General features: G+C 33.3%; 29 protein-coding genes. 14 read left to right on the forward strand and 15 right to left on the reverse strand.

All coding sequences use genetic code 11. The features are described from left to right. The first annotated feature begins 7 nt into the window (after window positions 1-7). The 9 genes from ACSV4D_RS14595 to ACSV4D_RS14635 all read left to right on the forward strand — a co-directional run bounded on the left by ACSV4D_RS14595 (window position 8) and on the right by ACSV4D_RS14635 (window position 8,054). Window positions 8-841, forward strand: a complete 834-nt coding sequence (locus ACSV4D_RS14595) for an ion transporter (protein ID WP_408078993.1) — start codon at window positions 8-10, stop codon at window positions 839-841. Next, entirely contained in the window at window positions 841-1,764 is a 924-nt protein-coding gene (gene miaA, locus ACSV4D_RS14600; RefSeq protein WP_439228829.1) for a tRNA (adenosine(37)-N6)-dimethylallyltransferase MiaA, read from the forward strand. The genes ACSV4D_RS14595 and miaA overlap by 1 nt, the downstream gene beginning before the upstream one ends. A gap of 31 nt (window positions 1,765-1,795) precedes the next feature. Beyond that, window positions 1,796-2,536 (forward strand): acyl-[acyl-carrier-protein] thioesterase, encoded by a 741-nt coding sequence (locus ACSV4D_RS14605; protein ID WP_408078989.1) that lies wholly within the window; start codon window positions 1,796-1,798, stop codon window positions 2,534-2,536. 144 nt (window positions 2,537-2,680) lie between these two features. After that, window positions 2,681-3,316, forward strand: a complete 636-nt coding sequence (locus ACSV4D_RS14610; RefSeq protein WP_439228830.1) for a peptidoglycan DD-metalloendopeptidase family protein — start codon at window positions 2,681-2,683, stop codon at window positions 3,314-3,316. 1 nt (window position 3,317) lies between these two features. Further along, window positions 3,318-3,782 carry a hypothetical protein gene (locus tag ACSV4D_RS14615; RefSeq protein WP_439228831.1) on the forward strand — a complete coding sequence of 155 codons (465 nt, stop codon included), beginning with the start codon at window positions 3,318-3,320 and terminating at the stop codon, window positions 3,780-3,782. Between the two features lie 7 nt (window positions 3,783-3,789). After that, window positions 3,790-4,314 carry a hypothetical protein gene (locus tag ACSV4D_RS14620; RefSeq protein WP_439228832.1) on the forward strand — a complete coding sequence of 175 codons (525 nt, stop codon included), beginning with the start codon at window positions 3,790-3,792 and terminating at the stop codon, window positions 4,312-4,314. A gap of 115 nt (window positions 4,315-4,429) precedes the next feature. Next, window positions 4,430-4,915, forward strand: coding sequence for a nuclear transport factor 2 family protein (locus ACSV4D_RS14625; RefSeq protein WP_408078981.1), 486 nt, complete (start codon window positions 4,430-4,432; stop codon window positions 4,913-4,915). A gap of 113 nt (window positions 4,916-5,028) precedes the next feature. Continuing rightward, window positions 5,029-6,771: an APC family permease gene (locus ACSV4D_RS14630; RefSeq protein ID WP_408078979.1), complete on the forward strand. Its 1,743-nt coding sequence runs from the start codon at window positions 5,029-5,031 to the stop codon at window positions 6,769-6,771. Window positions 6,772-6,821: 50 nt separating this feature from the next. Continuing rightward, the gene (locus ACSV4D_RS14635) at window positions 6,822-8,054 is read left to right on the forward strand and encodes a cation:proton antiporter (RefSeq protein ID WP_439228833.1); all 1,233 of its coding nucleotides are present in this window, start codon (window positions 6,822-6,824) and stop codon (window positions 8,052-8,054) included. Window positions 8,055-8,060: 6 nt separating this feature from the next. Here the strand turns inward: ACSV4D_RS14635 and ACSV4D_RS14640 are convergent, their stop codons facing one another. After that, entirely contained in the window at window positions 8,061-9,038 is a 978-nt protein-coding gene (locus ACSV4D_RS14640) for a GlxA family transcriptional regulator (RefSeq protein ID WP_439228834.1), read from the reverse strand. A 203-nt stretch (window positions 9,039-9,241) separates the two neighbouring features. On the opposite strand from ACSV4D_RS14640, the gene ACSV4D_RS14645 reads away from it, so the two are divergent. From ACSV4D_RS14645 to ACSV4D_RS14665, 5 genes are all read left to right on the forward strand, one after another. Further along, entirely contained in the window at window positions 9,242-9,511 is a 270-nt protein-coding gene (locus ACSV4D_RS14645; protein WP_439228835.1) for a hypothetical protein, read from the forward strand. Window positions 9,512-9,745: 234 nt separating this feature from the next. Continuing rightward, window positions 9,746-10,183, forward strand: a complete 438-nt coding sequence (locus tag ACSV4D_RS14650; RefSeq protein WP_408078971.1) for a VOC family protein — start codon at window positions 9,746-9,748, stop codon at window positions 10,181-10,183. 93 nt (window positions 10,184-10,276) lie between these two features. After that, a complete protein-coding gene (locus ACSV4D_RS14655) occupies window positions 10,277-10,696 on the forward strand; it encodes a VOC family protein (RefSeq protein ID WP_439228836.1) in 420 nt (139 codons plus the stop codon). 11 nt (window positions 10,697-10,707) lie between these two features. Beyond that, window positions 10,708-11,088 (forward strand): DoxX family protein, encoded by a 381-nt coding sequence (locus tag ACSV4D_RS14660; protein WP_439228837.1) that lies wholly within the window; start codon window positions 10,708-10,710, stop codon window positions 11,086-11,088. 23 nt (window positions 11,089-11,111) lie between these two features. After that, window positions 11,112-11,333: a hypothetical protein gene (locus ACSV4D_RS14665; protein ID WP_439228838.1), complete on the forward strand. Its 222-nt coding sequence runs from the start codon at window positions 11,112-11,114 to the stop codon at window positions 11,331-11,333. A gap of 149 nt (window positions 11,334-11,482) precedes the next feature. On the opposite strand, the gene lepB is transcribed toward ACSV4D_RS14665, so the two are convergent. The 14 genes from lepB to ACSV4D_RS14735 form a co-directional block, all read right to left on the reverse strand. Then, window positions 11,483-13,105, reverse strand: coding sequence for a signal peptidase I (gene lepB / locus ACSV4D_RS14670; protein ID WP_439228839.1), 1,623 nt, complete (start codon window positions 13,103-13,105; stop codon window positions 11,483-11,485). Window positions 13,106-13,470: 365 nt separating this feature from the next. After that, the gene (locus tag ACSV4D_RS14675; protein ID WP_439228840.1) at window positions 13,471-14,514 is read right to left on the reverse strand and encodes an o-succinylbenzoate synthase; all 1,044 of its coding nucleotides are present in this window, start codon (window positions 14,512-14,514) and stop codon (window positions 13,471-13,473) included. Window positions 14,515-14,588: 74 nt separating this feature from the next. Continuing rightward, window positions 14,589-15,002: a hypothetical protein gene (locus ACSV4D_RS14680; protein WP_408078961.1), complete on the reverse strand. Its 414-nt coding sequence runs from the start codon at window positions 15,000-15,002 to the stop codon at window positions 14,589-14,591. A gap of 37 nt (window positions 15,003-15,039) precedes the next feature. Continuing rightward, window positions 15,040-16,239 (reverse strand): tetratricopeptide repeat protein, encoded by a 1,200-nt coding sequence (locus ACSV4D_RS14685; RefSeq protein WP_439228841.1) that lies wholly within the window; start codon window positions 16,237-16,239, stop codon window positions 15,040-15,042. Between the two features lie 123 nt (window positions 16,240-16,362). Then, window positions 16,363-17,040 carry a metal-dependent hydrolase gene (locus tag ACSV4D_RS14690; protein ID WP_408078957.1) on the reverse strand — a complete coding sequence of 226 codons (678 nt, stop codon included), beginning with the start codon at window positions 17,038-17,040 and terminating at the stop codon, window positions 16,363-16,365. Window positions 17,041-17,137: 97 nt separating this feature from the next. Beyond that, window positions 17,138-18,100: a 1,4-dihydroxy-2-naphthoate octaprenyltransferase gene (gene menA / locus ACSV4D_RS14695; RefSeq protein WP_439228842.1), complete on the reverse strand. Its 963-nt coding sequence runs from the start codon at window positions 18,098-18,100 to the stop codon at window positions 17,138-17,140. Window positions 18,101-18,204: 104 nt separating this feature from the next. Beyond that, a complete protein-coding gene (locus ACSV4D_RS14700; protein ID WP_439228843.1) occupies window positions 18,205-19,035 on the reverse strand; it encodes a 1,4-dihydroxy-2-naphthoyl-CoA synthase in 831 nt (276 codons plus the stop codon). Window positions 19,036-19,732: 697 nt separating this feature from the next. After that, entirely contained in the window at window positions 19,733-20,740 is a 1,008-nt protein-coding gene (gene moaA, locus ACSV4D_RS14705) for a GTP 3',8-cyclase MoaA (RefSeq protein WP_439228844.1), read from the reverse strand. After that, window positions 20,727-21,641: a bifunctional molybdenum cofactor biosynthesis protein MoaC/MoaB gene (gene moaCB, locus ACSV4D_RS14710; RefSeq protein ID WP_439228845.1), complete on the reverse strand. Its 915-nt coding sequence runs from the start codon at window positions 21,639-21,641 to the stop codon at window positions 20,727-20,729. Before moaCB ends, moaA begins: the two co-directional genes overlap by 14 nt. A 2-nt stretch (window positions 21,642-21,643) precedes the next feature. Beyond that, complete coding sequence (locus tag ACSV4D_RS14715) at window positions 21,644-22,075, reverse strand: molybdenum cofactor biosynthesis protein MoaE (protein ID WP_439228846.1); 432 nt, start codon at window positions 22,073-22,075, stop codon at window positions 21,644-21,646. Window positions 22,076-22,130: 55 nt separating this feature from the next. Continuing rightward, window positions 22,131-23,183 carry a molybdopterin-synthase adenylyltransferase MoeB gene (gene moeB / locus ACSV4D_RS14720; protein ID WP_439228847.1) on the reverse strand — a complete coding sequence of 351 codons (1,053 nt, stop codon included), beginning with the start codon at window positions 23,181-23,183 and terminating at the stop codon, window positions 22,131-22,133. A gap of 30 nt (window positions 23,184-23,213) precedes the next feature. Beyond that, entirely contained in the window at window positions 23,214-23,450 is a 237-nt protein-coding gene (locus ACSV4D_RS14725) for a MoaD/ThiS family protein (RefSeq protein ID WP_439228848.1), read from the reverse strand. Beyond that, window positions 23,450-24,250 carry a uroporphyrinogen-III C-methyltransferase gene (gene cobA, locus ACSV4D_RS14730; RefSeq protein ID WP_439228849.1) on the reverse strand — a complete coding sequence of 267 codons (801 nt, stop codon included), beginning with the start codon at window positions 24,248-24,250 and terminating at the stop codon, window positions 23,450-23,452. The genes ACSV4D_RS14725 and cobA overlap by 1 nt, the downstream gene beginning before the upstream one ends. Window positions 24,251-24,255: 5 nt before the next feature. After that, window positions 24,256-24,825: a molybdenum cofactor guanylyltransferase gene (locus ACSV4D_RS14735; protein WP_439228850.1), complete on the reverse strand. Its 570-nt coding sequence runs from the start codon at window positions 24,823-24,825 to the stop codon at window positions 24,256-24,258. Window positions 24,826-24,829 lie beyond the last annotated feature (4 nt).

Below are 24,829 nucleotides of genomic sequence, written 5' to 3' on the forward strand. Positions count from 1 at the left end.
TAATCAAATGACAAATTCAATATATACATCTTTCAGAAGAAAAGTCTATGTAATTATATACCAGACCGATACTAAAGCGGGACGTTTATTTGATTTGATACTACTGGGACTGATTTTGTTTAGTGTATTTCTGGTCATGATGGAAACCGTTTCCGGATTCAATTTAAAATACCATTCTTACCTGATTACTTTAGAATGGATTATTACCATTTTATTCACAATTGAATATGCGCTTCGGATTTTTTCTATAAAAAGACCCATTCGTTATATTTTTAGTTTTTACGGCATTATTGATTTGCTGGCTATTTTACCAATGTATGTATCTCTTTTTCTGGTAGGAACTAATATTTTAACCGTAATCAGAGCTTTAAGGCTTTTGCGATTGTTTAAAATTTTAAATAATCCCCAGTTCAACACCCAATCTATAAAATTAAAAAAAGCACTTATTGCCAGTAGAAATAAAATAGTAATTTTCATCTATTTTGTTTTGATAAGTACCATTCTCATTGGTTCAATTATGTATCTGATTGAAGGTAAAGAAAGTGGTTTTACCAGTATCCCGGTAAGTATCTACTGGACAATAGTTACCTTAACAACAGTAGGTTATGGCGATATTTCTCCACAAACACCTTTGGGACAATTTATGGCTTCTTTAGTTATGATTCTGGGATATGGAATTATTGCCGTTCCCACAGGAATTGTAACAGCTGAAATTGCCAGACACAATTATGAAAATAATGATACTGTTTATCAAAATCCCTGCCCTGATTGTGGTAATGAAGAATATCCAAAAGACGCTAACTTTTGTCCAAAATGCGGACATGCTTTAGACAACAAATAATGAAAAAACTAATTACCATAACAGGACCAACAGCTATAGGAAAAACAGCTTTAAGCATTCAATTAGCTAATTATTACAAGTGCGAAATTGTTTCCTGTGACAGCCGTCAGTTTTTTAAGGAAATGACCATTGGAACTGCTGTACCGAATTCAAAAGAATTAGCAGCTGCCAAACATCATTTTATTCAGAATAAAAGCATTTTTGAACATTATACCGTTGGTGATTTTGAAAAAGAAGCCATTGCTACTATTGAAGAATTATTTAAAACCAACGATTATGTAATCCTTGTTGGAGGTTCCGGTTTGTATGTTAATGCTGTTTTACAAGGTTTTGATGACTTTCCTGAAATCAATCCGGATATACGCCTGCAAGTAAATGCTAATTATGAGAAATTAGGAATCACTTATTTACAACAGCAATTAAAAAAACATGATGCCGATTATTTTGAAAAAATTAATCTGGAAAATCCGCAAACCTTACTCAATCCGCAACGAATGATGCGTTTTGTTGAAGTTTGTATAGGTACATCAAAGCCATATTCTTCTTTCTTAAATCAGAAAAAAAACAAAAGAAACTTCACCCCAGTTCTTATTGGTCTGGAAGCCGAAAGAAATGTGATGTACAACCGTATCAACCAGCGGGTTAACCTCATGATGCAAGAAGGTTTATTAAAAGAAGCCAAAGAACTGTATCCCAACAAAGAATTAAATGCACTGCAAACAGTAGGCTATCGGGAGTTATTTGCTTATTTTGACAAAGAATTTTCATTGGAGTCTGCCGTCGAAGAAATCAAGAAAAATACCCGACGTTTTGCAAAACGCCAACTGACCTGGTTTAAAAGAGACAACGATACAAAATGGTTCCATTTTGAAACACCGGTTCACCAGGTAATTGATTATATTGAAACTCAAACAAAATCTTAAATTAAACCGTTAATCTGAAATTATAATTTTCATGCCAATAGCACCTGATTTTACTTCTATATTAAGCAAAGACTATGAAATCAATTTCACACAATGTTTGCCTAATGGGTACTTAAAATATACTGAATTATGTAATTTATTGCAGCTCACAGCAGCTACCCATTCTGAAATTGGAGGGATTAGTTTTACAGATATGCAGGAATTTGACCAGGCCTGGGTTTTGAGCAGAATGCGTGTAGAAATTAGCGCTTTGCCAAAATGGAAAGATACGGTAACAGTAAAAACGTGGATTAACAGCTTAGAAAATTCACGTTCTGTACGTGCATTAGAAATATATGTAAATGGTAAAAAACTAGTGGGTTGTGAGACTTTCTGGGCTGTTTTCAATACTCAGAAACGCCGCCCTGAATTACTTACTCTCGAACACGACCATTTTGAATTATTTCCAGATGTAAAAGCCACTCAGGAAGGTTTTTCTAAAATCGACATTAATCCTGAAAAAGAAGAGGTGTTTAGCAAAACTGTTATTTTATCAGATTTAGACATTGTTAACCATGTTAATCATGTCAAATATCTGGAATGGTGTATGGACTTAGTAGATGAAAATATCATCTTAAAACAAAAAATAAAAAGCTTTGAGATGAATTTCATGAAAGAGCTTTCGCTGCGAGATGAAGTAATGATTCATGAAAATGTAGCTGATAATGTTATTGTTTTCAGTATTACCAAAGAAGATAAAAACTGTTTTGCCTTACAGTTAAATTTGGAATAATTTTCAAAAATATCATTCATTTTTCCTAATTAAAAGTTATAAATCTCTTTGAAATTTTTTAAGCTGATTTTTTTTTATTTAATTTAAGCTTCAAAAAAAACAGCCATTATCGAAAATCTTTTAAAAAATATTGAATCCATTCATTTGTTACACAATGTACATTCACAAGAAGATTATTTTTTACTGGATTTATCAGTTTCAAATTCTGATTTAGCCGCAGTAAATCTAACCGATGCCGCTGCTGTTGAAGATTACATTGCACAACAAGCCAGACTTCAGAACTCCAAAGTGGCATATGGCGGTTATCTTGAAGAGCGGAACTTATACCAGAGAAGTCAGCATTTTAAAAATGAATCCATTGAAGAGCGCAACATTCATATTGGTGTCGATTTATGGACTCAGGCAGAGACAGCAGTAATTTGCCCAATAGACGGCTGGGTTCACAGTTTTAAAAATAATGATTCCATTGGAGATTATGGTCCCACAATAATCTTAAAACATAAGTTAGAAAATCATACTTTTTATACTTTATATGGGCATTTATCGTTAGAAAGTATAAAAAATTTAAAAACCGGAATGTTGTTCAAAAAAGGAGAACTGCTGGGAAACCTTGGGAATTCTTCAGAAAATGGTGATTATGCTCCCCATTTACATTTTCAGATTATTAAAAATATGGAAACTTATAAAGGAGATTATCCTGGTGTTTGCAGTAAATCGGATCTGAATTTTTATATGGAAAATTGCCCAAACCCAAATTTATTATTAAAAATTAAAAACTAAAATGAAAAAACTGATCGTAATCTTAAGCCTAATTGCAGTAGTAGGATGTAAATCAAAAAAAGCGCATCAAAAAGTTGAAACTGTAAAATTAACCACTACCCAAATTAACAGCAGTCAAAAAAACAAAGCTTATGAGTTAGGAAAACGTGTTTTAATGACTTGTAATACTTCTAAATTCAAACCCTTTAACAACAGTGAAGCCACGCAGTCTGTCATTAACAACATTACTATTGAAAAACTTTCTAAAACCTGTACTAAATTCAGACAGTGGTATGGTACTTTTAAAGATTTACAATTAGCAGAAGTATATCAAAACACCGATGACCAAACTACTGTTTATCGATTTAAAGCTTTATACACTAAAAAAGTAGCCAACAAAGAATTACGAGTTTTTATGAATGACAACAATCTTGTTTCTGCCATAAAAACCTCTGATTGGACCGATACTTTTACCTACAACAAATAAAAATATCATGAGATTAAAAATACTGTTACTGTTTTTATTTATTTCTTTTGTAGTTGAAAGTCAGGAAATAATGACACTTAAATCCAAAAACTATAAAGCTACTACCGCTTGGAGTTTTATCACACCTAATTATGCCTTAAGTAATAAAATTCAGGTACAAATAGCCAGAACAGAGAACGGCGGTATTTTAAAACTCTCAGCAGCTACAACCAACACTGATTTTATACTTTCCGGAACAGTATATGTTTACCTGAGTGATAACAGTTTTATAAGTTGTACCGACAAAGGTCTTTTTGAAAATAGCGTAAATACTCTTAATTCCTATTTTATCTTTACAGCTGCCGAAATGAACAGATTAAAAAAATCAAATATTGAATCGATACGCTTTAATATCAAAGGAAATTCTAATAGCTTTAGCAGCCAAACCGGAAATTTTACCGCCATTAATAAACAATCCTACTTCACTACAGCTCAGTCAGGCAGTCGAAATACATTTGAAACATTTAAAGAGATTGCCCAATTATATATTTAAATACCTGAGAGAATAATTTCATTTTTTTTAATTAAGATAATTAATATAAAGAAATATATTCTTACATTTATACCGAATTTAAAACCCCTTTAAAGGTTTTATAAGTTGGGAAAAAATGATTTCATCAGAAAAAACAATACATCAGTTGTATACTTCCATTGCTCAGGGAAATCTCTCTGCAATAGATCGGTGTTATTCGGCTGCTGTAAAATTTCACGATCCGGTATTTGGAAAGTTAACAGCAAACAAAGTTCCAAAAATGTGGAAAATGCTCATACAGAAAAGCTATGAAAAGCCGGACATTGAGTATAAAATCATTAAAATCAATGAGCATACGGCTGAAGTAAAATGGAAAGCAGTTTATATTTTTGGTAAAAAGAAACGAAAAATAATAAATAATATTCATTCTGTATTTCATTTTAAAGACGGACTTATTATTAAGCAAAATGATGATTTTAACATTTGGAAATGGACCCGGCAGGCTTTTGGGCTTTCAGGATTTCTTTTTGGATGGACCGGATACATGCAACGAAAAATTCAAATGAAAGCACAGTCTTCGCTTAGTACTTTTAACGAAACTTCATTTAAAATTAATTCTTAAATATTTTTTTAACAGTCCTATGTTAAAAAACAATGATTAAGGATTGAGTACTTTTATTGGGCTGTTTGTATCAAATGTCTATCTTTAGAAAATCTAGAATAAACGACATTAAAATGAAAGAAACAATTCACAAAAAGTTAAATGAGTTACAAGCAACTGCTATTTGCGGAAATGATATCAGTTCTTCCTGTCTATATGTTTCGGCTTTAACAATTATGTATGCCGGTCAATACGCCTGGATTTCATTGTTAATTGTTGCGGTAGTGCTTTTTTTATTCAGAAAAATATACGGGGAAGTAGTTGGTGCTATTCCGCTTAACGGAGGGGCTTACAATGTTCTTTTAAATACTTCTTCTAAAAAAATGGCCTCTCTTGCCGCTACTTTAACAGTCTTGTCATATATGGCCACAGCTGTTATCTCTGCTTCTGAAGGCATGCATTATCTTCATGGAATTTTTTCACTTATTAATGTACCCATAGCCACAATTGTCATATTACTGGCCTTTACTTATCTGGCTATTTTAGGAATAGGCGAATCGGCATTTGTAGCAGTAATCATTTTTATAATTCACTTAGTAACATTAAGTTTGCTGGTTTTTGCCTCAGCTTGGTTTATAATCAATCATGGTCTGGATACACTACATTTTAACTGGAGTCTTCCCCTCACCTCAGAAGGTATTCCCCATGCACTTTTTCTTGGTTTTGCAGCGGCTATGTTAGGAATTTCAGGGTTTGAAAGTTCCGCTAATTTTGTCGAAGAGCAACAACAGGGTGTTTTCCCGAAAACATTACGAAATATGTGGGGGATTGTTAGTTTTTTTAATCCGGCATTGGCTTTTTTAATTATTTGTATCATCCCTTTAACCGAAGTAGGCGAACACAAAGAGTCACTGTTAGCTTTTTTAGGACATACAACAGGAGGTTCCTGGTTAGCTTATCTGATTTCTATCGATGCCGTTTTAGTACTTTGCGGAGCTGTTCTGACTTCATTTGTAGGTGTTTCAGGATTATTAAATCGTATGACATTAGACCGTATTTTACCTAATTATTTTTTAAAACAAAATAAAAGAGGATCAAATTACAGAATTATAATCAGTTTCCTGCTGCTTTGCGTATCTGTATTAGTGGTCACTGAAGGCAATATTATTGTACTGGCAGGTGTTTATACATTCTCTTTTTTAGCCGTGATGGGCTTATTTGGTATTGGTAATTTATTATTAAAATTCAAACGTAAAAAACTACCCCGTCCGGAAAAAGCAAGAGGTTTTGCTGTCGTACTGGCCGTAAGTTTAGTAATAACAGCTTTTATTGGCAATATTGAGTTAAATGTAGATTCCTTTTATACTTTTTTACAATATTTAGTTCCGGCACTTATATTTATTGCCATCATGTTAAACCGCTCTTTTTTAATTTTGGTTCTTATTGAAGCCTTAGAATATTTTTATAATCCATTACGTAAATTAGTTATTTTCAGTAATCGTTATTTAATCAAATTGAACTCAAAAATTACTTCTCAGGAATTTGTATTTTTTACTAAAGGCGATGATGTAGCTATATTAAATAAAGTAATGCAGTATGTTCAGAATAATGAAACTACCCGCAAATTAAAAATTGTAAACATTAAACTCGAAGGTGCTAACAATGATCCGCTGATTATTGACCTGAAAGTATTAGACAGAGCTTATCCGGACATTGACATTGAATTTATTGAATTAGAAGGCGTTTTTGGACCTGAAATCATTGATGAATTATCTGAAAAGTGGAAAATCCCTAAAAACTTTATGTTCATCGGATCCCCCGGAGATCGTTTCTCATATCGAATTTCTGAACTTGGGGGTGTCCGGTTAATCATGTGATGCATTCTGAGTTTTTGCTGAAATATTTTAAAACCAAATAAAACTTTAAAATGGATTTATTTCATCTGTTTTCAATTCTGATTGTAGTATCGGCTGTTTTTGCTTACATTAATTTCCGCTACCTGAAATTACCTAATACTATTGGCTTAATGCTGGTTTCATTGGTCTTTTCATTATTTATATTAATCTTTGGCAATTATTTTCCTGATTTTACAAATGATGTCACTACAACCATGTACAACATCAATTTTAGCGAATTATTACTGGAAGGAATGCTTAGTTTTATGCTTTTTGCAGGAGCCATACATATCAAATTCAAAGATTTAAATAATGAAAAATTAAGTATTTTATTATTCTCTACTATCAGTGTACTGATTAGTACTTTTATTATTGGATTTTCGTCTTTTTATGTTTTAACTTTCATTGGCTTTAAAATAGCACTGATACATGCTATGCTGTTTGGAGCCCTAATTTCTCCTACTGACCCAATTTCTGTATTAAGCATTTTAAAAAGTACCGGAATTTCAAAATCTTTAGAAACTATAATTGCCGGCGAATCTTTATTTAATGATGGTGTGGCTGTTGTTGTATTTATCACAATATTAAAATTAGCAGCTCCGGGGGCAAATCTGGACACTGGCAGTATCCTGATGTTATTTGGTCAGGAAGCCATTGGAGGCATTTTTTTAGGCTTGATAATAGGTTTTACCGGATTTAAATTTATAGCCAGTATTGATAATTATCATGTCGAAATATTAATAACCTTAGCGATTGTTATGGGCGGTTATACCTTAGCACATTACATTCATGTATCAGGACCGCTTGCTATGGTTGTTGCCGGCTTAATAACGGGCAATCAGGGAAAAGCACTTGGAATGTCAGACACAACAGCAAGATATGTGGATGGGTTTTGGGAATTAATAGATGAAATTCTCAATGCACTTCTTTTTGTATTAATTGGTTTAGAATTATTAGTTATAAAAACGGACGAGAAAATTCTTTTGGCCGCAATAATTATATTAGGAATTACACTTATCACCCGTTATATTTCTATTTTTATTCCCTCGATTTCAGTACGTCTCAAAGAAAAAATCACTCAAAAAACGAGATTAATCTTAACCTGGGGAGGTTTGAGAGGCGGGATTTCCATTGCATTGGCTTTATCCATAAATCCGGAGTATCACAAAGAGATCTGGGTAACTATTACGTATGTGATTGTATGTTTTTCTATTTTAGTTCAGGGATTAACAATTGGAAAATTAGCTAAAAAATACAGTACATAAAAAAATCTAATTCATCATTACCTTATTATATTTATTACGATATTCAACAGGAGTCAGACCTGTCATTTTTTTAAAAATGGTTCGAAAAGATTTGGTATCTGTATAACCAATTTCAAACATGACTTCGTTGATATTTTTTCGGCTATTCTCGAAATTTCTTTTGGCAAATTCAATTTTTACCCGATTGATATATTCTAAAACTGAATTATTAGTCACTGATTTAAAACGTCTTTCAAAACTTCGGCGTCCCAATGACACATGCTCTGCTAATTCATCAATTGAAATACGCTCTTCTATATTTTTTTCAATAAAATCCTGCGCTTTCCTGACAGCTTCGTCAGTATGATTTTTTTGTCCCTGAAATAATGCAAAAGCCGACTGACTTTCTCTGTCAATATCTATAGCAAAATATTTAGAAGCTAAAATCGCAGTAGGTCTGTCAGTATATTTTTCAACCAGATGCAGCAAAAGGTTCCAATAGGAATTAGCTCCACCACTGGAATAAAGACGAGATTCTTCGGTGAGAATACTCCCTTCTACCACTTCAACTTTCGGAAACAGGGCTCTAAATTCATTTTGAAACCCCCAGTGCGTTGAGCATTTTTTCCCATCCAGTAATCCTGTAGCAGCTAACAAGAAAGCGCCTACACAAAGCGAAGCTACTTCTGTTCCTTTCTCATAGTGTTCCTTAATCCAGGGTAAAAAATCAGCATTTTTATCGATAGCCATCTTCATATCGCCAAACAGAGCCGGAATAATAATCAAGTCTGTTTTTTCAATTTCTCCTATCAGGTGAGTAGGATTTACCGTGTATAAACCATTATTAAGTTTAACCTGAGATTTAAGTCCTACTAAATGTACTTGAAACAAAGACTGTAATTTGGCTACAGCTAAAAACTGATTCACTGCAGAAAATAAATACTGAGGATCAGCTATAGCTTGTAAAACAGAAGATTCAGGAACTAAAATACTAACATGCATCATTTGACTCAATTTTATATTCAACAATCAAAAATACTTTTTTTTGACTTAAATACTACTTTTCATATTTATCAAAACGACAAATATTTTAAGAATAATCATTCCTGTAAAAAGTATTTTCAAGATTTAAAAACACCGTTTCTTTCATTATAAACAATAAAATTACTATCTTGTAGATTAATATTTACCAACATAAAACCGACAAAATGAAAAAATTAACGATGCTTTTAGGCCTGTTGACAGTCCTGACAATTATTTCCTGCAGAGATAAAAAAGAAACTCCACCGCCACCACCACCTCAGGCAGAATCAGTACCCGCTGAACCGGTACCTGCTGCTGAATCGGATAAAGAAGCAGATGGCACCTCAGTTAATGTTGGTTCCGAAGGTGTTGTGGATATTCAGACCAAAGACGGAAAAAAAGAAACGAATGTAACAGTAGGAGACGGAAGTGCTAATCTGGAAATTAAAAAATAATTTTTCTTTAATAACTCAAAAAACAAAGCCAATACAGTGAAAATGTATTGGCTTTTTCTATATCCTTCCACATTAACAGTAGTGTGCCTACTGACCTTCGTTTCCTGATTTTTTATTTATGTTTAAAATATTTATTTGACGTAAATCCCCTATTTGTTGTCATTATTACACATTCTTTTTTATATAAAAATAAGAGAACTTTGTAGTATTAGTAATCATTTAAATTAAAATAAAATGGCAAAAGTATCAATCTATCTTAATTTTCAGGGCAACACCGAAGAAGCTTTTAATTTCTACAAAAAAGTATTTAATACTGAATTTGTGGGCTCGATAATGTACAATAAAGATATTCCTGCTCAAGAAGGGCAACCTCCCCTTTCTGAAGAAGACGGAAACAAAGTAATGCATGTTTGTTTACCTATTTTAGGGGGAACTCAAATCATGGCAACCGATATGTTGGAATCAATGGGACACAAGGTAGTCATTGGCAATAATACGACTATCAATCTGGAGCCTGATACCCGAGAAGAAACCGAACGCTTATTTAATGCGTTATCCGAAGGTGGTTCTGATATTGCGCCATTGCAGGATATGTTCTGGGGTGATTACTGGGGTTGTTGTCTGGACCGTTTTGGTATCCGCTGGATGTTTAATCATCACCCTGAAAAATAAAATTTACGTACAGCTTACAAAAAATCTAAAAAACAACTGAAAAAAAATTTTTCAGACGACGCAACTTTAGTCAGAAAAACCAATCTATTACTTATGAATTCATTATATCCTTGTTTGTGGTTTGATGGTCAGGCTGAAATTGCAGCCAAATATTATTGTTCTGTTTTTCCAAATTCGAAAATTACAAGCGAAAACCCGATGGTAGTTCGTTTTGAACTGAATGGATTTCAGTTTATGGGATTAAACGGTGGACCACAATATCAGTTTTCACCTGCTAATTCTTATGTTATCGAATGCGAAACTCAGGAAGAGATTGACTTTTACTGGGAAAAATTAGGCAGTAACGGTACATACAGTCAATGTGGCTGGCTTACTGATCAGTTTGGGGTTTCCTGGCAAATAGTTCCGGCTGTCTTAGGGAAATTAATGACCGATCCGGAAAAAGCGCCACGAGTAATGCAGGCCTTTATGCAAATGACTAAATTTGATATTGAAACTTTAATGAATGTTTAAAAAAATAAAAAATGACAACAACAAAAAAGAATAAAATAATCTTTTGGACAGCCACGATCCTTATTTTCTTATTCGAAGGTGTAATGCCCGCATTAACATCCCAATCTGAAATGGCAAAAGAAGGAATCAGACACCTAGGTTATCCGGTATATTTTGGGAATGCACTGGTAGTATTCAAAATTCTGGGCGTTATTGCTTTAATCATTCCGAAAATACCAAAACGATTAAAAGAATGGGCATACGCCGGATTTACTTTTGATTTTATTTTTGCGGCTATCAGTCATTATGCAGTAGACGGAATAGGTTTTGAAGCTTTCTTCCCGTTTATTGTATTAGGTGTGCTGATGGTTTCTTATATGTACTATCATAAAATAAATACTGCGAATTCCTGAAAAAAGTTTTAATTACATTAAAAATGATAGAAGTTTTTTGCACAAACGTTACTTGTAAAAATCAGGCAGCTTTAATTTTACAAAAGCTGTCTGAAACTTTCACGAATTGTTATTTCAATTTTGATCTGGAAGACTGTGATAATATTTTAAGAGCTGAAAGCAGAAAACACCATTTAAATGTTGATTCTATTATAAATCTGGTTCGTGAATCAGGGTATCGAATCAGCATTTTAGATGACAATTAAAACTGTTTTTTTTTTAGTCTAATTGTCCAAAATCAAAACACCATTCTAATTCTTTTTTATACCATAATTCGCCCTGAGAAACTACGAGCGGACAATCAAAATTATTGGTATATACACAGTACTTATTTTAATTGTTTATTATCAAAACATTAAGTTTCTTTATTCTTTTTTGTTTTTTTAATTATTCTTTTAACTAAAATAGAAATACCAACTAAAACCAATACATGAATTAAGTAAGATTTTGGCTCACTATTTATATTTACTACAGAGAAAACACGATTCCATCTTATTTTATTAAATCCATTTCCATCTTTATCCCAACTGAACCAAATAAAAATAGGCTTACCTACTATGTGATCGAATGGTACATAACCCCAAAAGCGTGCATCTAAAGAATTTTGACGATTATCTCCCATCATCCAATAGTAATCCTGTTTAAAAGTATAACTATTACTTACTTTTCCATTAATTATAATTTCTTTACCTTTAACTTCTAAAATATTCTTTTCATATTCTTGAATAATACGTTTGTAAAATGGAAGTGTTTTTATATCCAATTGGACACTTACTCCTTTTTTAGGAATATATATTGGACCAAAATTATCACCGTTCCAGCCTAAAGAAGGAATTTGCGGAAAAACATTTTCACTCACACCTCCTCCTTTTGAAGATATATACTTTGTAACACTTTTTACTACTGGATTTTGTACTATCAAAGCAGCCTCTTTTTCTGTTAATGTTAAAAAATATTGCCCTTTATCTGTTTGAGCAAAAACTCCATTTTCATATCTCAATCCTTCTCTGGCTCCATATATTTTCACTAGAGCTTCTTGACTAATCATCTCTCCTTTAGTATCTATCAGAAAATTATATTGAGGCTTCGCACTTTCCGGCATTATGCTTAATTTCCCATTAATATAAATATCTCCGTTGCGAATCTCCAATGAATCACCAGGTATTCCAACACATCTTTTTACCAAATTTGTTTTTTTATCTATGGGCTTATAATAATTTCTATTAGGTCTAAAATTATCCATATCCCGCAAAGTATCTGCAGGCTGGTTAAATACTACAATTTCATTACGGCTAATTTTTTCAATTCCGGGAAACCTAAAATAAGGCAGTTGAAATTTGTTCCATAAACTTGTCTTTTTCTTTGTAACATCATCACTAAAAACATACGATTTTGTTCCTAAGAAAGGAATCGAATCATGAACCATTGGCAATGCAATGGTAGTCATTGGAGTTCGCGGACCATAATTTATTTTACTTACAAATAAAAAATCTCCTATTAACAATGTCTTTTCTAATGATGAGGACGGAATAGTAAATGGTTGTATGACATAGGTATGAACCAATGTTGCAACTATGACTGCAAATAAAAGCGAGCTTACTGTATCTCCGTCTTTTGTTTGAGAATCTAGATCCCTATTTTCAATATAGCTTAAGTTTTGGGAAGTATAATTTAAATATGTAATGTAAAATCCTAATGTGAATAGAACCAATAAAGTATCCTGAATAGTGTTTTTCCCAAAACTTCTAATTGTTTCCACCCAAATTACAGGAATCATTATTAGATTAATAATGGGAACAAAAAGTAAGATACACCACCAACGAGGTCTATTGATAATTTTCATCAAAATCACCAAATTAAATATTGGTATAAAGGCTTCTAAAGGTTTTCTACCAACTTTTTTATATAGTTTCCAAGTAGATACACCATGGATAATTAACATTATTAAAATAAACACAAGCCATTCTGATGTATTCATATTTTTGTTTTTTATTAATTATTATTATAAAATATTTACTAGATTAAAAAAATATGATTTACATTATACTACTATCTGAAAAAATACATGTATAGCTTTTAACTAAGATGTCACATTATTTTAAATAAAAATACTATTAACACATTTAAAAAATAAAAGTCAATTCTTACTTTTATGATAAGATTAACAAAACTGCAAATATCAAAGAGAAATATCCTTATGTCTGAAAGACAATAACCAGTGCTAGAATTATTTTTCGGAATATTGAATTTGAGTATGAAGTGAGGAAATATTCTATCAAAACATCCGACTTAGCAATTACTTTAAGTTTTAAGGAATAGTTTTAAGAAGCAGAAAAATAAATTCTAAATCATATTGAAATCAAACTCCCAATTTTTCTCTTTTTTATACCATAATTCGCCCTGAGAAACTTCAAGTGGACAATCAAAATTATTGGTATAAAGTGCTCCTGTACCTAAACCTTGTGGCATCGGATTTTGTAATAAATACGTCCATTGTGCAATGGCATTCAGACCGATATTACTCTCTAAAGCGGAGGTAATCCACCAACCAATTTGATGCTTTTCAGCTAAAGAAATCCACTGTTGCGTTCCTTTAAAACCACCTACAAAACTTGGTTTTAAAATAATATATTGGGGTTTGATTTTTTGCAATAATTCCTCTTTTTCTGCCAAGGTAAAGACTCCAATTAGCTCTTCATCTAAGGCAATTGGAAAAGGAGTGGTTTCACACAACTCTGCCATCCTGTCAGTTTTGTTTTTTTGAATAGGCTGTTCAATACTATGCAATTCAAAACCAGATAATTGATTTAATTTAATTAAAGCTTCATTTAAATCAAAAGCACCGTTAGCATCAACCCTAATTTCTACTTGTTCAGCGCTAAAATGTGACCGTATAAAGCGCAATAATTCCAATTCTTTATCGAAATCTATAGCGCCTATCTTGAGTTTTACACATCGAAAACCCTGTGCTAATTTTTCTTCGATTTGCTGTTTCATAAAAGCAGGTTCTCCCATCCAAATCAAGCCGTTAATTTCAATAGATTTTTCACCTTCGGTAAAAGCAGAAGGAAAGAGTAAAAAAGGTGTTTTACTCTCTAAAGATTGGAAAGCCATTTCAACACCAAACTGGATTGACGGAAATTCTATTAAAGCTTCCCAAAGCACTTCTTTGCCTAAATGAATATTAGCGCAAGTCCATTGCAATTTAGCTTCATAATCCGGTCTGTCATCCGCACTTAATCCTCTTAAAATTCCGCACTCTCCTATTCCTTGTTTTCCGTCTTTTTCTAAGACCAAAAACCAGGTTTCTTTTTCGGTCATCACACCACGGGAAGTTCCCGATGGACGTTTGAAATTAAGAATGTATTTGTGACAGGTAGCTTTCATTTTTTTTTAACGTAAAGAGTTTTTTTTTGACAGCAAAGAGCGCAAATTTTTTCGCAAAGAATACAGAGTTTCTTTTAGTTATTTTTAAGTAACTTATTATATTTCTCTCTATAAAATCTATTACAATCAATTATCAGGATTTCTCCATTTTTCAAGCAAAAATAAACTGAATCACTATCTTTTTTCTTGTATACAGAATCACCAATATTTAATTTATAATAAATACCAAATTCTACATTTTCTTTATGATAATTATCTAAAAGAACATATCTTTCAGCTCTGGGATAATCACCATCTTGTCTCTTTTTGATAATTTTGCCACTAAAACTAGCTTCTCTAGCTTCAAAATATCTTTTTTTATTGTATTCCAAAGAATTAGAATCATAAACACCTTTTCCTATTATTAATATAACAATGGGAATAAATACCAAAAATAGATTTTTTCTAATTTCATTTCCTCGCTTTTCTAACTCATCTTCAGATTCCATGACACTTAATTTTCTTAATCTCTTAATGGTAAAAAAATTATTTAACCAACTTCAAAACCCTTTCAAAATCCTCATTTTGAATTCCTGCTTTCGCAAAAGCCTGATAATCGGCCTTGATTTTTTGAGTCCAACTTACACTTTCGGTTACGTTTTGATTTTGGTATTCTTTGTAAATTACTTTCGCTTTTGAATACTCACCGTTTAATAAATAGGCATGTGCCAAATTCAATTTAACCAACAACTCGGTATCATCCAGTTTTTCGCCTTCTTTGAGGGATTTAATGGCTTTTCCGTATTGTTTGGTTATTAGATAAACATAACCTAAATTAGCGTAATCTAAAGCAGTTGCTTTATGTTGATTCACAATTTCGCTATAGCTTTTTATCGCCAGACTGTAATTTCCTTTTTTAAGATCGACGGAAGCTTTTGTTCTTAAATCATTAAAAACCGTGTTTGCAATTCCGGTTTCTTCAAAACAGTTTGCTCCAAAATCCTTATATGCTTTTGCCTGTTCCATAGGCAGCAGTTTTTGAAATTCCTGAAAAGTATATTGTTTCTGGATTTTTTCGCCAATACAAACACAGAAATCATCTGAATTAGCCATTTTTCTTGCCAATGCCGAAGTTTTGCATTGGCTAATTATGTTTTTCCTGTTTTCTAATGTCCATCCTCGGCTTAATTTAGCATCCACCCAAGGTACAACTTCCAAAATGATTTTTTGCTTCATAAACCAATTGGAACTTTCAAAACCAAAATATAATTTGGTAGTATTGGATTTTATACAAGCAGATTTATCGATAGAAAGTCGTTTCGCATCTTTGCTTACAGCAGTATTCTGAGCCAGACAAGCCTCAGCCATTTCTCCTTTTAAACTATAGACTTTTGCCAATTCATTCGTTGAAAAAATAGCGTATTTGCATTTGTCGTCTCCTGAGATTTTAGACATCAGGAAAACCGCACCAGCCGAACCCTGACTAATTCCTGTAGGATCCGGAATGGATTTAAGAATAGAGACTAAACTCCCCGCCATTTGCTGGTTATCATCCAAAAGCGTGATTCTATAAATCAATTCGGTGGTTCCTGATGGAAAATCATCGGTTTCTACAATGATTCTGTCTCTGGCCGAAACAATAACTTCTTTGTAAGTAGCTCTTTCTTTGTCCCAGTAGCCAGATTTCTGAGCAGAAATAGTCTGGTAAAAAATGCTAATAAATAGCACTAAAATTGTTTTTTTCACTGATGTTAGTTTATTAACGATACGAAACTAGCCCTGATAGTAGCGAAAATCCTTAGGTGGCGGGGTTCGCTGCCTAAGATTGTAGTGGATAGCAGGAAATAGCTCCAGCCACGTTCCTCGCAATTACAATTCAATACTATCGCCTATTTCCAGCAGCATCAAATCTTTGCCTTTATCAAAAAACTGCTGAATGGCTTTTTTATGATCAATTTTGATGTATCCAAAAGTATCGTAATGATACCCTAAAACCTTATCGCATTCCACAAAATCAGATGCCAGAATTGCATCTTGAACATCCATAGTGAAATTATCCCCTATTGGGAAAATAGCCAAATCCAGTTTGGTACGCATTGGGATTAACTTCATATCCATAGTCAAAGCGGTATCTCCGGCAATGTAAATATTTTTATGTTCCCCTTCAATAACAAAACCACCCGGATTCCCTCCGTTAGTGCCGTCAGGAAAAGTACTGGAATGAATCGCATTGACGTATTTTACTTTTCCAAAGTCGAAATTCCAGCTCCCACCGTGATTCATAGGATGTGTCTGAAAATCTTTTGCAGCATAATAACCTGCAATTTCTGCATTAGAAACAATCACTGCACCAGTACGTTTTGCAATAGCTTCAACATCTACAATATGATCTCCGTGAGCGTGAGTCAGCAAAATATAATCCGCTTTTAACTCGTCAATATTAATGTGTTCAGCTAAGGGATTAGCTGAAATGTAAGGATCTACAATAATGTGTTTTCCACCTACTTTAATCCCTAAAGCAGCGTGACCATAATAAGTTATTTTCATATTTTATTTTTTAAGTGATTCGTAATTAGTAAAAAGTAATTAGCCGTCAATTAAATTTTGACTAATCACGAATTACTCTTTACTAGTTACTACTAAATTATCTTCCGCCTAAAAGCGTGTTAACAACTATATCTGAAAAAAAATAAATCATACAAAGCGATAATAAAACTGAAAGCAAGAATGTACTTAGTGCCAGTTTTTTTAACTCCGGATCTAATTCCTTGGGAACTTTATTTTTAGACACAATAATTAAATGATTAGTTAAAGGAATGTAAGCCAGTAAAAATAAATATTGATCGAACTTAAAATTACTGATTAATGCAAATCCTAATATTAGAAGCATGGCACTGACAATTAAAAAATAGTGGTATTTTTTAGCTTTTTCTCCACCAATTTTTACTACAATGGTATTCTTTCCTACTTTTTTATCGGAAGCTTCATCGCGCATGTTGTTCAAATTTAAAACACCAACGCTTAAAAACCCAATTGCCATGGCAGGTAAAATCAATTCGAAATCTATTTGTTTTGAATACAAAAAATTTACTCCTAAAGTACTTACTAATCCAAAAAAAACAAATACAAACAAATCACCATAACCGCGATAACCATAAGCGGTATTCCCCACTGTATATCGAATAGCCGATAAAATAGCTAAGATTCCTAAAATAAGATAAAAAACGGAGTAATATATATTTGTATCACCAAATGCATAATAAATCAATGCAATGGCTGAGAGCAAGGTTAAAAATGAGGTAATGATAATAGCGCGTTTCATCGCGGCAGGTGTAATCACGCCACTTTGAATGGCACGTTTGGGACCTATGCGATCCTCATTATCAGTTCCTTTGATTCCGTCTCCATAATCATTGGCAAAATTGGAAAGGATTTGCAATCCTAAAGTAGTAAGAATAGCAAAACCAAAAAGTCTCCAGTTAAAAACTTCTGTTGGTGTTAATATTTCATCGGTAGGATGTGCCAGAGCATACATACTTCCTACTATAATTCCTGATACAGACAAAGGTAAGGTGCGCAATCTTGCGGCTTCAATCCAGTGTTTCATTATTTATTATTTTTGATTTTAGAATGTAGATTTTAGATTTTTATTCTGATTTTTAGATTTTTCAATATCAAATCTAATATCTAAAATCAGAAATCTACCATGTATTATGGCAACCATTTCTTTTCAAAGTTAGGTTTTCTTTTTTCCAGAAAAGCATTTCTTCCTTCTTTAGCCTCTTCAGTCATATAAGCCAAACGAGTCGCTTCTCCGGCAAAAACCTGTTGTCCTACCATACCATCATCGGTAAGGTTCATGGCAAATTTCAGCATTTTGATAGATGTGGGCGATTTAGCCAAAATTTCCTGAGCCCATTCGTAAGCGGTAGCTTCTAATTCGTCATGAGGAACAACTGCGTTTACCATTCCCATTTCAAAAGCTTCCTGAGCGGAATAATTACGTCCCAGAAAAAAAATTTCGCGGGCTTTTTTCTGTCCCACCATTTTAGCCAGATAAGCTGATCCGTAACCACCGTCAAAACTGGTTACATCAGCATCAGTTTGTTTAAAAATAGCGTGTTCTTTACTGGCCAGCGTCATATCGCAAACTACATGTAAACTATGTCCACCGCCTACAGCCCATCCGGGAACAACTGCAATAACTGCTTTAGGCATAAAACGAATCATTCGCTGCACATCTAAAATATTCAGTCTATGGTAACCATCTTCCCCTACATAACCCTGATGTCCACGTGCTTTTTGATCACCACCACTACAAAATGACCAAATACCGTCTTTTGTGCTTGGTCCTTCAGCAGAAAGCAACACCACTCCTATTGAAGTGTCTTCCTGAGCATCATGAAAAGCGTCTAAAAGTTCTGAGGTAGTTTTGGGTCTGAAAGCGTTTCTGACATTTGGTCTGTTGAACGCTATTCTGGCAACACCGTTGCATTTTTTATAAGTGATATCTTCGTATTCTTTTGCAGTGATCCAATCCATTTTAATGGGTTTAAATTATTATAGCGTAAAATTAAAGCATTTTTTTTTCATTTTCTAAGATACCTTGGCTAAAGTAACAATCTTTAAAACCTACCCCACTTCCTCATGGTAATCCTTCTCCCGTTAATCTCTTCAAAATGTTAAAATTTGATAAAAAACATTTTCTTTTCTATCACTTAAAACTTTTTTTTATTAATTTTAGAAAAGTTAGTTCTGGAATTGGTAAAATATTTACAATGCAAAAACTAACTATGAGTTCATCACTGATTTATTAACTTAAAAAAAGAATATTGAAACAAACAACCAGCTTTATCACTCTTTTTTGTACGTTATTAAATTTAAACTTCGGAAAAAAAGAGCCCAAAAGGGAAGCACTGATACCGGTTAGAATTTATTCAAAGTAGCACCAACGGTAAACAAATTGGATTACTATACAAGATGGAAAAATCATTAAAATGAATGCGTAAAATCCAACGAAACTTTTTATACCAACGGTTTTTTTAATGCAAAATGAAATTCCAAACAGTAATCAGAGTTAAAAAATGATAAAGAAAGAACAGTAAACGTGAAACTATTTGATGTAGTTTCCAATTGTTAAATACATTATAGCTAATCCAAAAATAAGAATAGCTATAAAAGAGAAAGACTAACCAACAGGATTAGTCTTTCTTTTTTATTATTAAAATCAAATAAACATTTAGCCCCCTATCGCAATCATAGAGCGATTGTCCTGATTTAAAAGAGGATTATCAACGTCCTGAAGTGTTGTCATTCCTGCTCTTACTTTCTTTTTGTTTTTAATAGCTAAAGCAATCACATTTTCTATCGCTTCACCATTTCTAAAAGGAGTCAATAAATCAGTTTCTGAATTGGAAAACAAGCAATTCTTGATTTTACCATTTGCCGTAAGGCGAATTCTGTTACAGCCATCGCAAAACGGATTAGTAATAGAACTAATGATGCCAAAGCTTCCCAAATAATCCTTTATCTTGAATTCTCTGGCGGTGAAGTTTTTTTCATCATCTAATTTCTCTAAATTGGATTCCGAAAAATGAGCCGAAAGTTTGTCTAGAATTTCTGATTGAGAAACCATTTTACTCCTATCCCACTCGTTTCCCGCAAAAGGCATGAATTCTATAAAACGGATGGAAATCGGTAAAAATTGGGTTAGATTTATAAAATCAATGATTTCATTATCGTTAAATCCTTTAATCAAAACCACATTAATTTTCACCTTAAATTCGTTGTTTAAAAGTAAATGCAAATTATCAATTACTTTTTCAAACTGATTGCGAAGCGTAATCGTATTGAATTTGGTTGGAACTAAAGTATCTAAACTCAAATTGATTTTCTTGACATTAAATTGTTTTAAAACGTCAATATGTCGATCAATTAGAATTCCGTTTGTAGTAATGGAAATTTCCGTTTCTAATTGAGTCAGTTTTTCAATAATTTCAGGAAAATCTTTTCGCAAAAGTGGTTCGCCTCCTGTCAATCTAATTTTATTAACGCCATTATTTACAAATGTTTGGGCAATAACAAAAACCTCATCGGCGGTCATTAAATCCTTTTTAGGAGATAATGCAATTCCCTCAGCAGGCATGCAATACGTACAACGTAAATTGCATTTCTCAATTAAAGAAATGCGCAAATAGTTGTGATTACGTCCAAAATAATCCGTTAATATGGTGTTATTTGGTATCATGATTACTCCCTTTTAGGATGTGAAAAACATGCAGAACATGTGGAAAAACAGCATCCATAGATTCTTTGGCACCATTTACGGAACCGGGCAAAGCCATCACTAATGTATCTCCCAAAGTTCCAACAACCGAGCGTGATAACATGGCATAAGGCATTCTATCCTGTCCGTAATTGCGAATCGCTTCCTCGATACCCGGAATTCTGTTTTCCAGTAAAGGCTCTAATGCTTCGGGCGTAACATCTCTTGGCGAAAGTCCGGTACCGCCAGTAAAAATAACCAATTGGTTATTGGCAGCATATTTCTTAGTTCTATCCTGAATAATATCAATTTCGTCAGGAATGATTTCGTAATGCGAAGTTGCAACTCCGTATGATTCCAATTTTTCGACTATAACCCTACCCGAACGATCTTCTTTTTCTCCAGCAAAAATTGAATCCGAACAAACAAACACAGCTGCTTGCAATACATCACGGAATTTATTTTTATACGATGATTTTCCACCTTTTTTCTCTACTAATTTAATAGTTGATATTTCGATATTTTTATCAATCGGTTTCAACATATCATACATGGTCAAAGCTACAATTGATGCACCGTGCATGGCTTCGACCTCAACACCTGTTTTATAAACGGTTTTTACCGTAAACAAAATATCAATTGTTAAATCCTTGATTTCATAATCCACCGCCGTATATTCAATAGGCAACGGGTGACAATCAGGAATGGATAAATGGGTGTTTTTAACTGCAAATAAACCAGCAGTTTTAGCCATTTCAAGCACATTGCCTTTGGGAACTAAATTTTTCTCAATAGCTTCAATCGTTTCCGGCAAACTCACTTTGACTGTTGCCATGGCTGTTGCCGAACGTAACGTACTTATTTTATGGGTAATATCAACCATTATTATTTATTTTGTTTCCAAATGAAATCTTCATTCTCAAATATTTCTTTCCCAAAGATAGGTACTTCCGTTTTAATCCAGTTGACGATTGCTTCTGTAGCCTCATAAACCTGAGTTCTATGTCCCGCAGAAACAAAAACAAACAAGCAAATTTCGCCAGCTTTAACCACACCTAAACTGTGATAAATATGCATGCAAACCAAATCAAATTCAGCAAAAGCTCTTTCTCTAATTACTGACAGAGCATCGTTAGCCATTTCTTCGTAAGCGGTATATTCAATTGCTTTAACTACATTTTCTTCATGAATATCAGCGCGAACCTGACCTAAGAAAATATTATGCGCACCAATGCTATGCTTGCCCTGATGTTTGACAATGGAATCAGCTATAAATTCCGGAGAAATTGCTCCTTCTATGAAAACTTTTTTACTCATTTTTTTATATTTAACCGCAGATTCGCAGATTTTTAAACAATATAATTGGTGATTTTTAAATTGAAATAGCACTATTAGCTATAGCTTCTTGTAATTTTAATGCTCCACCTGCAATGCTTTGTACTTTTGGGAAAGCATATTTTTTAAGAAGCTCAACTGCTGCTTTACTTCTTATTCCCGATTGGCAATACACCAATATCGTTTTGTTTAAATCTAATTTTTCTAAATTATTTTCTAAATCAGAAAGTGGAATTTGGATACTATCCCAACTCATTTTTGGCAATTCGGTTTCATTGCGAACATCCAGAAAAACAACATCCGGATTATCTATTTGTTCTAAAGCTTCTTTGGCTGAAATCTCTAAAACAGAATCGTATTTTTTTTCGAAATCCAATCGACTGATTGAAGACACTTCCGTTCTATTCAAATCAAATTTTTGCTGGTCGTTGTTAAGCATATTGTAAATCAACAATTCGCCCGAAAGTACTTTTCCTGTTTCCAGAACCATTTTCAAAACTTCATTTGCCTGAAACATCCCAATGATTCCAACCGAAATCCCCATAACTCCGGCGTCTACACAATTTTGACTGTGCGCAGCCTCATTTGGAAAAAGACAACGATACGTAGGTCCGTTTTGATAATTAAAAACCGAAACCTGTCCTTGGAACTTATAAACTGAACCGTAAACAAATGGTTTATTGGTTACCACACAAGCGTCATTAATTAAATATTTGGTGTGCAAATTATCAGTTGCATCCACCATAATATCATAATATTCAAATAAAGAAATCGCGTTTTTAGCGTTTAAAGTATCGGTAATGGCATTAATTTGAATACTCGGATTTAAAGATTCCGCCATCGCTTTAGCCTCTAGTACTTTGGATTTTCCAATAGCAGTACTTTTATAAATAACCTGACGTTGTAAATTGCTAATATCAATAGTATCATCATCAATAATACCTATTTCTCCAATTCCGGCTGCTGCTAAATACGGTAAAATTGCCGCGCCCAAACCACCAGCACCAATGATTAAAACCTTGGCTTGGTTTAATTTTTCCTGGCCTTTTTCGCCTACTTCAGGAAGTATAATTTGTCTATTGTATCGCATAATTGTTACCCAATTAGAAAATTGTGCCTTTTACCCTCCTGCAAATGGAGGCAACAAAGCCACAACATCATTACTCATTAACATGTAGCTGTTTTTGTCCTGAACCAATTTTTGATTGACTGCAATACTATAAGAAAGCGAAGTCAAATCATATTTTTGTTCCAACTCATCCACTAATTCCTGCAAGGATAAATTAGACAAGGGAAGCGTTTCTCCTAAAACTTGCGTTTTCTCGGCAACTGCGCCAAAATATTTTACATTTAGCATTATTCCGTTACGTTTAGATTTTGAAAAATAAATTCGTCATCACTATATCCTTCTTTAGTAAAAACAGCCAATTCAGAAGCGTGTTTTACCACTTCACCTATTACAATAATTGCAGGTGATGACAATTGGTGTTCAGCCACTAATTTACTGATAGAACTTACTGTTCCTATTACTTTTTTCTGTGTGTCTTTTGTCCCGTTTTGAATAATAGCTACCGGCAAATCATCAGTTCTGTTGTTTTGATAGATAGCCACAATTTCGTCTAATTTATGCATCCCCATCAAAATCACTACAGTTGCAGATGATTGAGCGGCTAAACTAACATCTGTAGATAATTTATGTGCCGAAGTAGTTCCGGTAATCACCCAAAAACTTTCTGAAATTCCGCGTTGTGTTAAACTAATTCCATTAGAAGCAGGAACTCCTAAAGAAGAAGAAATCCCTGGAACAATGGCCGTTAACAAACCGTGTTTTTGAGCAAATTCAATTTCTTCACTTCCTCTGCCAAAAACAAACGGATCTCCACCTTTTAATCGTACTACATGACCGTGCTTTTTACCCATTACTACAATCAATTCATTGATTTGATCCTGAGTGTACGCATGACAACCAAAACGCTTTCCTACAAAAACAATCTCTGTTCCTTCTGCCGCATATTGCAATAAATCCTCATTTACTAATGCATCATAAAGGATTACATCAGCATCTCCAATGGCTTTTATGGCTTTTATGGTAATCAATTCCACATCGCCAGGACCAGCTCCTACAATTGTCAACCTTGGTGTGTTAGCATTTTTCATAATCTTCAATTTTTGGTATTCAATTCCTTTAATTCCGCGAGCGAATTCACATTTTTAAACTGCTCATTTCGTTCTCCTGCAACTTTTATTATCTGATGATTTACTTTTTCTAACAAGTGCATCATTTTTAAATCATTCTCTTCAATAGCCTTTTTCAAAATTGGAATAATTCTTTTCGAATACATTCCAATTAAAGGGTGAATTTTATTGGCATCTGAAAAAACAGAAACTTCAAAATTCGATTGATGCTTTATTACCAATTCGGATAATAATTCCGTTGAAATCAGCGGAATATCGCAACTTAATATTAAATTATTTTCTGAATCTGAATGAACCAAAGCCGAATAAATTCCGCCAACCGGTCCTTTATCTAATTCAATATCTTTTATTTTTTTATAGGACAAATAATCATAATGAGATGTATTGGTCACTAATTGTATTTCATCAACAAGAGGCAAAGCCGCTTTAATAATATGCTCAATAAATGGCGTTTCCTGAAAAAGCACCAATCCTTTTTCCGATTGCATTCGGCTACTTTTACCGCCACAAAGAATGGATAAGGTTAGTTTTTCCATTTTT

This window comes from Flavobacterium sp. ARAG 55.4, assembly GCF_051846875.1.
In the GTDB taxonomy this organism is placed as follows: Bacteria; Bacteroidota; Bacteroidia; order Flavobacteriales; family Flavobacteriaceae; genus Flavobacterium; species Flavobacterium plantiphilum.

What these genes read in the sequence shown, in the direction of transcription:
- ACSV4D_RS14595 (WP_408078993.1), top strand. Translation starts at nt 8, where the DNA reads ATGACAAATTCAATATATACATCTTTCAGAAGAAAAGTCTATGTAATT.
- miaA (WP_439228829.1), top strand. Translation starts at nt 841, where the DNA reads ATGAAAAAACTAATTACCATAACAGGACCAACAGCTATAGGAAAAACA.
- ACSV4D_RS14605 (WP_408078989.1), top strand. Translation starts at nt 1,796, where the DNA reads ATGCCAATAGCACCTGATTTTACTTCTATATTAAGCAAAGACTATGAA.
- ACSV4D_RS14615 (WP_439228831.1), top strand. Translation starts at nt 3,318, where the DNA reads ATGAAAAAACTGATCGTAATCTTAAGCCTAATTGCAGTAGTAGGATGT.
- ACSV4D_RS14620 (WP_439228832.1), top strand. Translation starts at nt 3,790, where the DNA reads ATGAGATTAAAAATACTGTTACTGTTTTTATTTATTTCTTTTGTAGTT.
- ACSV4D_RS14625 (WP_408078981.1), top strand. Translation starts at nt 4,430, where the DNA reads ATGATTTCATCAGAAAAAACAATACATCAGTTGTATACTTCCATTGCT.
- ACSV4D_RS14630 (WP_408078979.1), top strand. Translation starts at nt 5,029, where the DNA reads ATGAAAGAAACAATTCACAAAAAGTTAAATGAGTTACAAGCAACTGCT.
- ACSV4D_RS14635 (WP_439228833.1), top strand. Translation starts at nt 6,822, where the DNA reads ATGGATTTATTTCATCTGTTTTCAATTCTGATTGTAGTATCGGCTGTT.
- ACSV4D_RS14640 (WP_439228834.1), bottom strand. Translation starts at nt 9,038, where the DNA reads ATGATGCATGTTAGTATTTTAGTTCCTGAATCTTCTGTTTTACAAGCT.
- ACSV4D_RS14645 (WP_439228835.1), top strand. Translation starts at nt 9,242, where the DNA reads ATGAAAAAATTAACGATGCTTTTAGGCCTGTTGACAGTCCTGACAATT.
- ACSV4D_RS14650 (WP_408078971.1), top strand. Translation starts at nt 9,746, where the DNA reads ATGGCAAAAGTATCAATCTATCTTAATTTTCAGGGCAACACCGAAGAA.
- ACSV4D_RS14655 (WP_439228836.1), top strand. Translation starts at nt 10,277, where the DNA reads ATGAATTCATTATATCCTTGTTTGTGGTTTGATGGTCAGGCTGAAATT.
- ACSV4D_RS14660 (WP_439228837.1), top strand. Translation starts at nt 10,708, where the DNA reads ATGACAACAACAAAAAAGAATAAAATAATCTTTTGGACAGCCACGATC.
- ACSV4D_RS14665 (WP_439228838.1), top strand. Translation starts at nt 11,112, where the DNA reads ATGATAGAAGTTTTTTGCACAAACGTTACTTGTAAAAATCAGGCAGCT.
- lepB (WP_439228839.1), bottom strand. Translation starts at nt 13,105, where the DNA reads ATGAATACATCAGAATGGCTTGTGTTTATTTTAATAATGTTAATTATC.
- ACSV4D_RS14675 (WP_439228840.1), bottom strand. Translation starts at nt 14,514, where the DNA reads ATGAAAGCTACCTGTCACAAATACATTCTTAATTTCAAACGTCCATCG.
- ACSV4D_RS14680 (WP_408078961.1), bottom strand. Translation starts at nt 15,002, where the DNA reads ATGGAATCTGAAGATGAGTTAGAAAAGCGAGGAAATGAAATTAGAAAA.
- ACSV4D_RS14690 (WP_408078957.1), bottom strand. Translation starts at nt 17,040, where the DNA reads ATGAAAATAACTTATTATGGTCACGCTGCTTTAGGGATTAAAGTAGGT.
- menA (WP_439228842.1), bottom strand. Translation starts at nt 18,100, where the DNA reads ATGAAACACTGGATTGAAGCCGCAAGATTGCGCACCTTACCTTTGTCT.
- ACSV4D_RS14700 (WP_439228843.1), bottom strand. Translation starts at nt 19,035, where the DNA reads ATGGATTGGATCACTGCAAAAGAATACGAAGATATCACTTATAAAAAA.
- moaA (WP_439228844.1), bottom strand. Translation starts at nt 20,740, where the DNA reads ATGATACCAAATAACACCATATTAACGGATTATTTTGGACGTAATCAC.
- moaCB (WP_439228845.1), bottom strand. Translation starts at nt 21,641, where the DNA reads ATGGTTGATATTACCCATAAAATAAGTACGTTACGTTCGGCAACAGCC.
- ACSV4D_RS14715 (WP_439228846.1), bottom strand. Translation starts at nt 22,075, where the DNA reads ATGAGTAAAAAAGTTTTCATAGAAGGAGCAATTTCTCCGGAATTTATA.
- moeB (WP_439228847.1), bottom strand. Translation starts at nt 23,183, where the DNA reads ATGCGATACAATAGACAAATTATACTTCCTGAAGTAGGCGAAAAAGGC.
- ACSV4D_RS14725 (WP_439228848.1), bottom strand. Translation starts at nt 23,450, where the DNA reads ATGCTAAATGTAAAATATTTTGGCGCAGTTGCCGAGAAAACGCAAGTT.
- cobA (WP_439228849.1), bottom strand. Translation starts at nt 24,250, where the DNA reads ATGAAAAATGCTAACACACCAAGGTTGACAATTGTAGGAGCTGGTCCT.
- ACSV4D_RS14735 (WP_439228850.1), bottom strand. Translation starts at nt 24,825, where the DNA reads ATGGAAAAACTAACCTTATCCATTCTTTGTGGCGGTAAAAGTAGCCGA.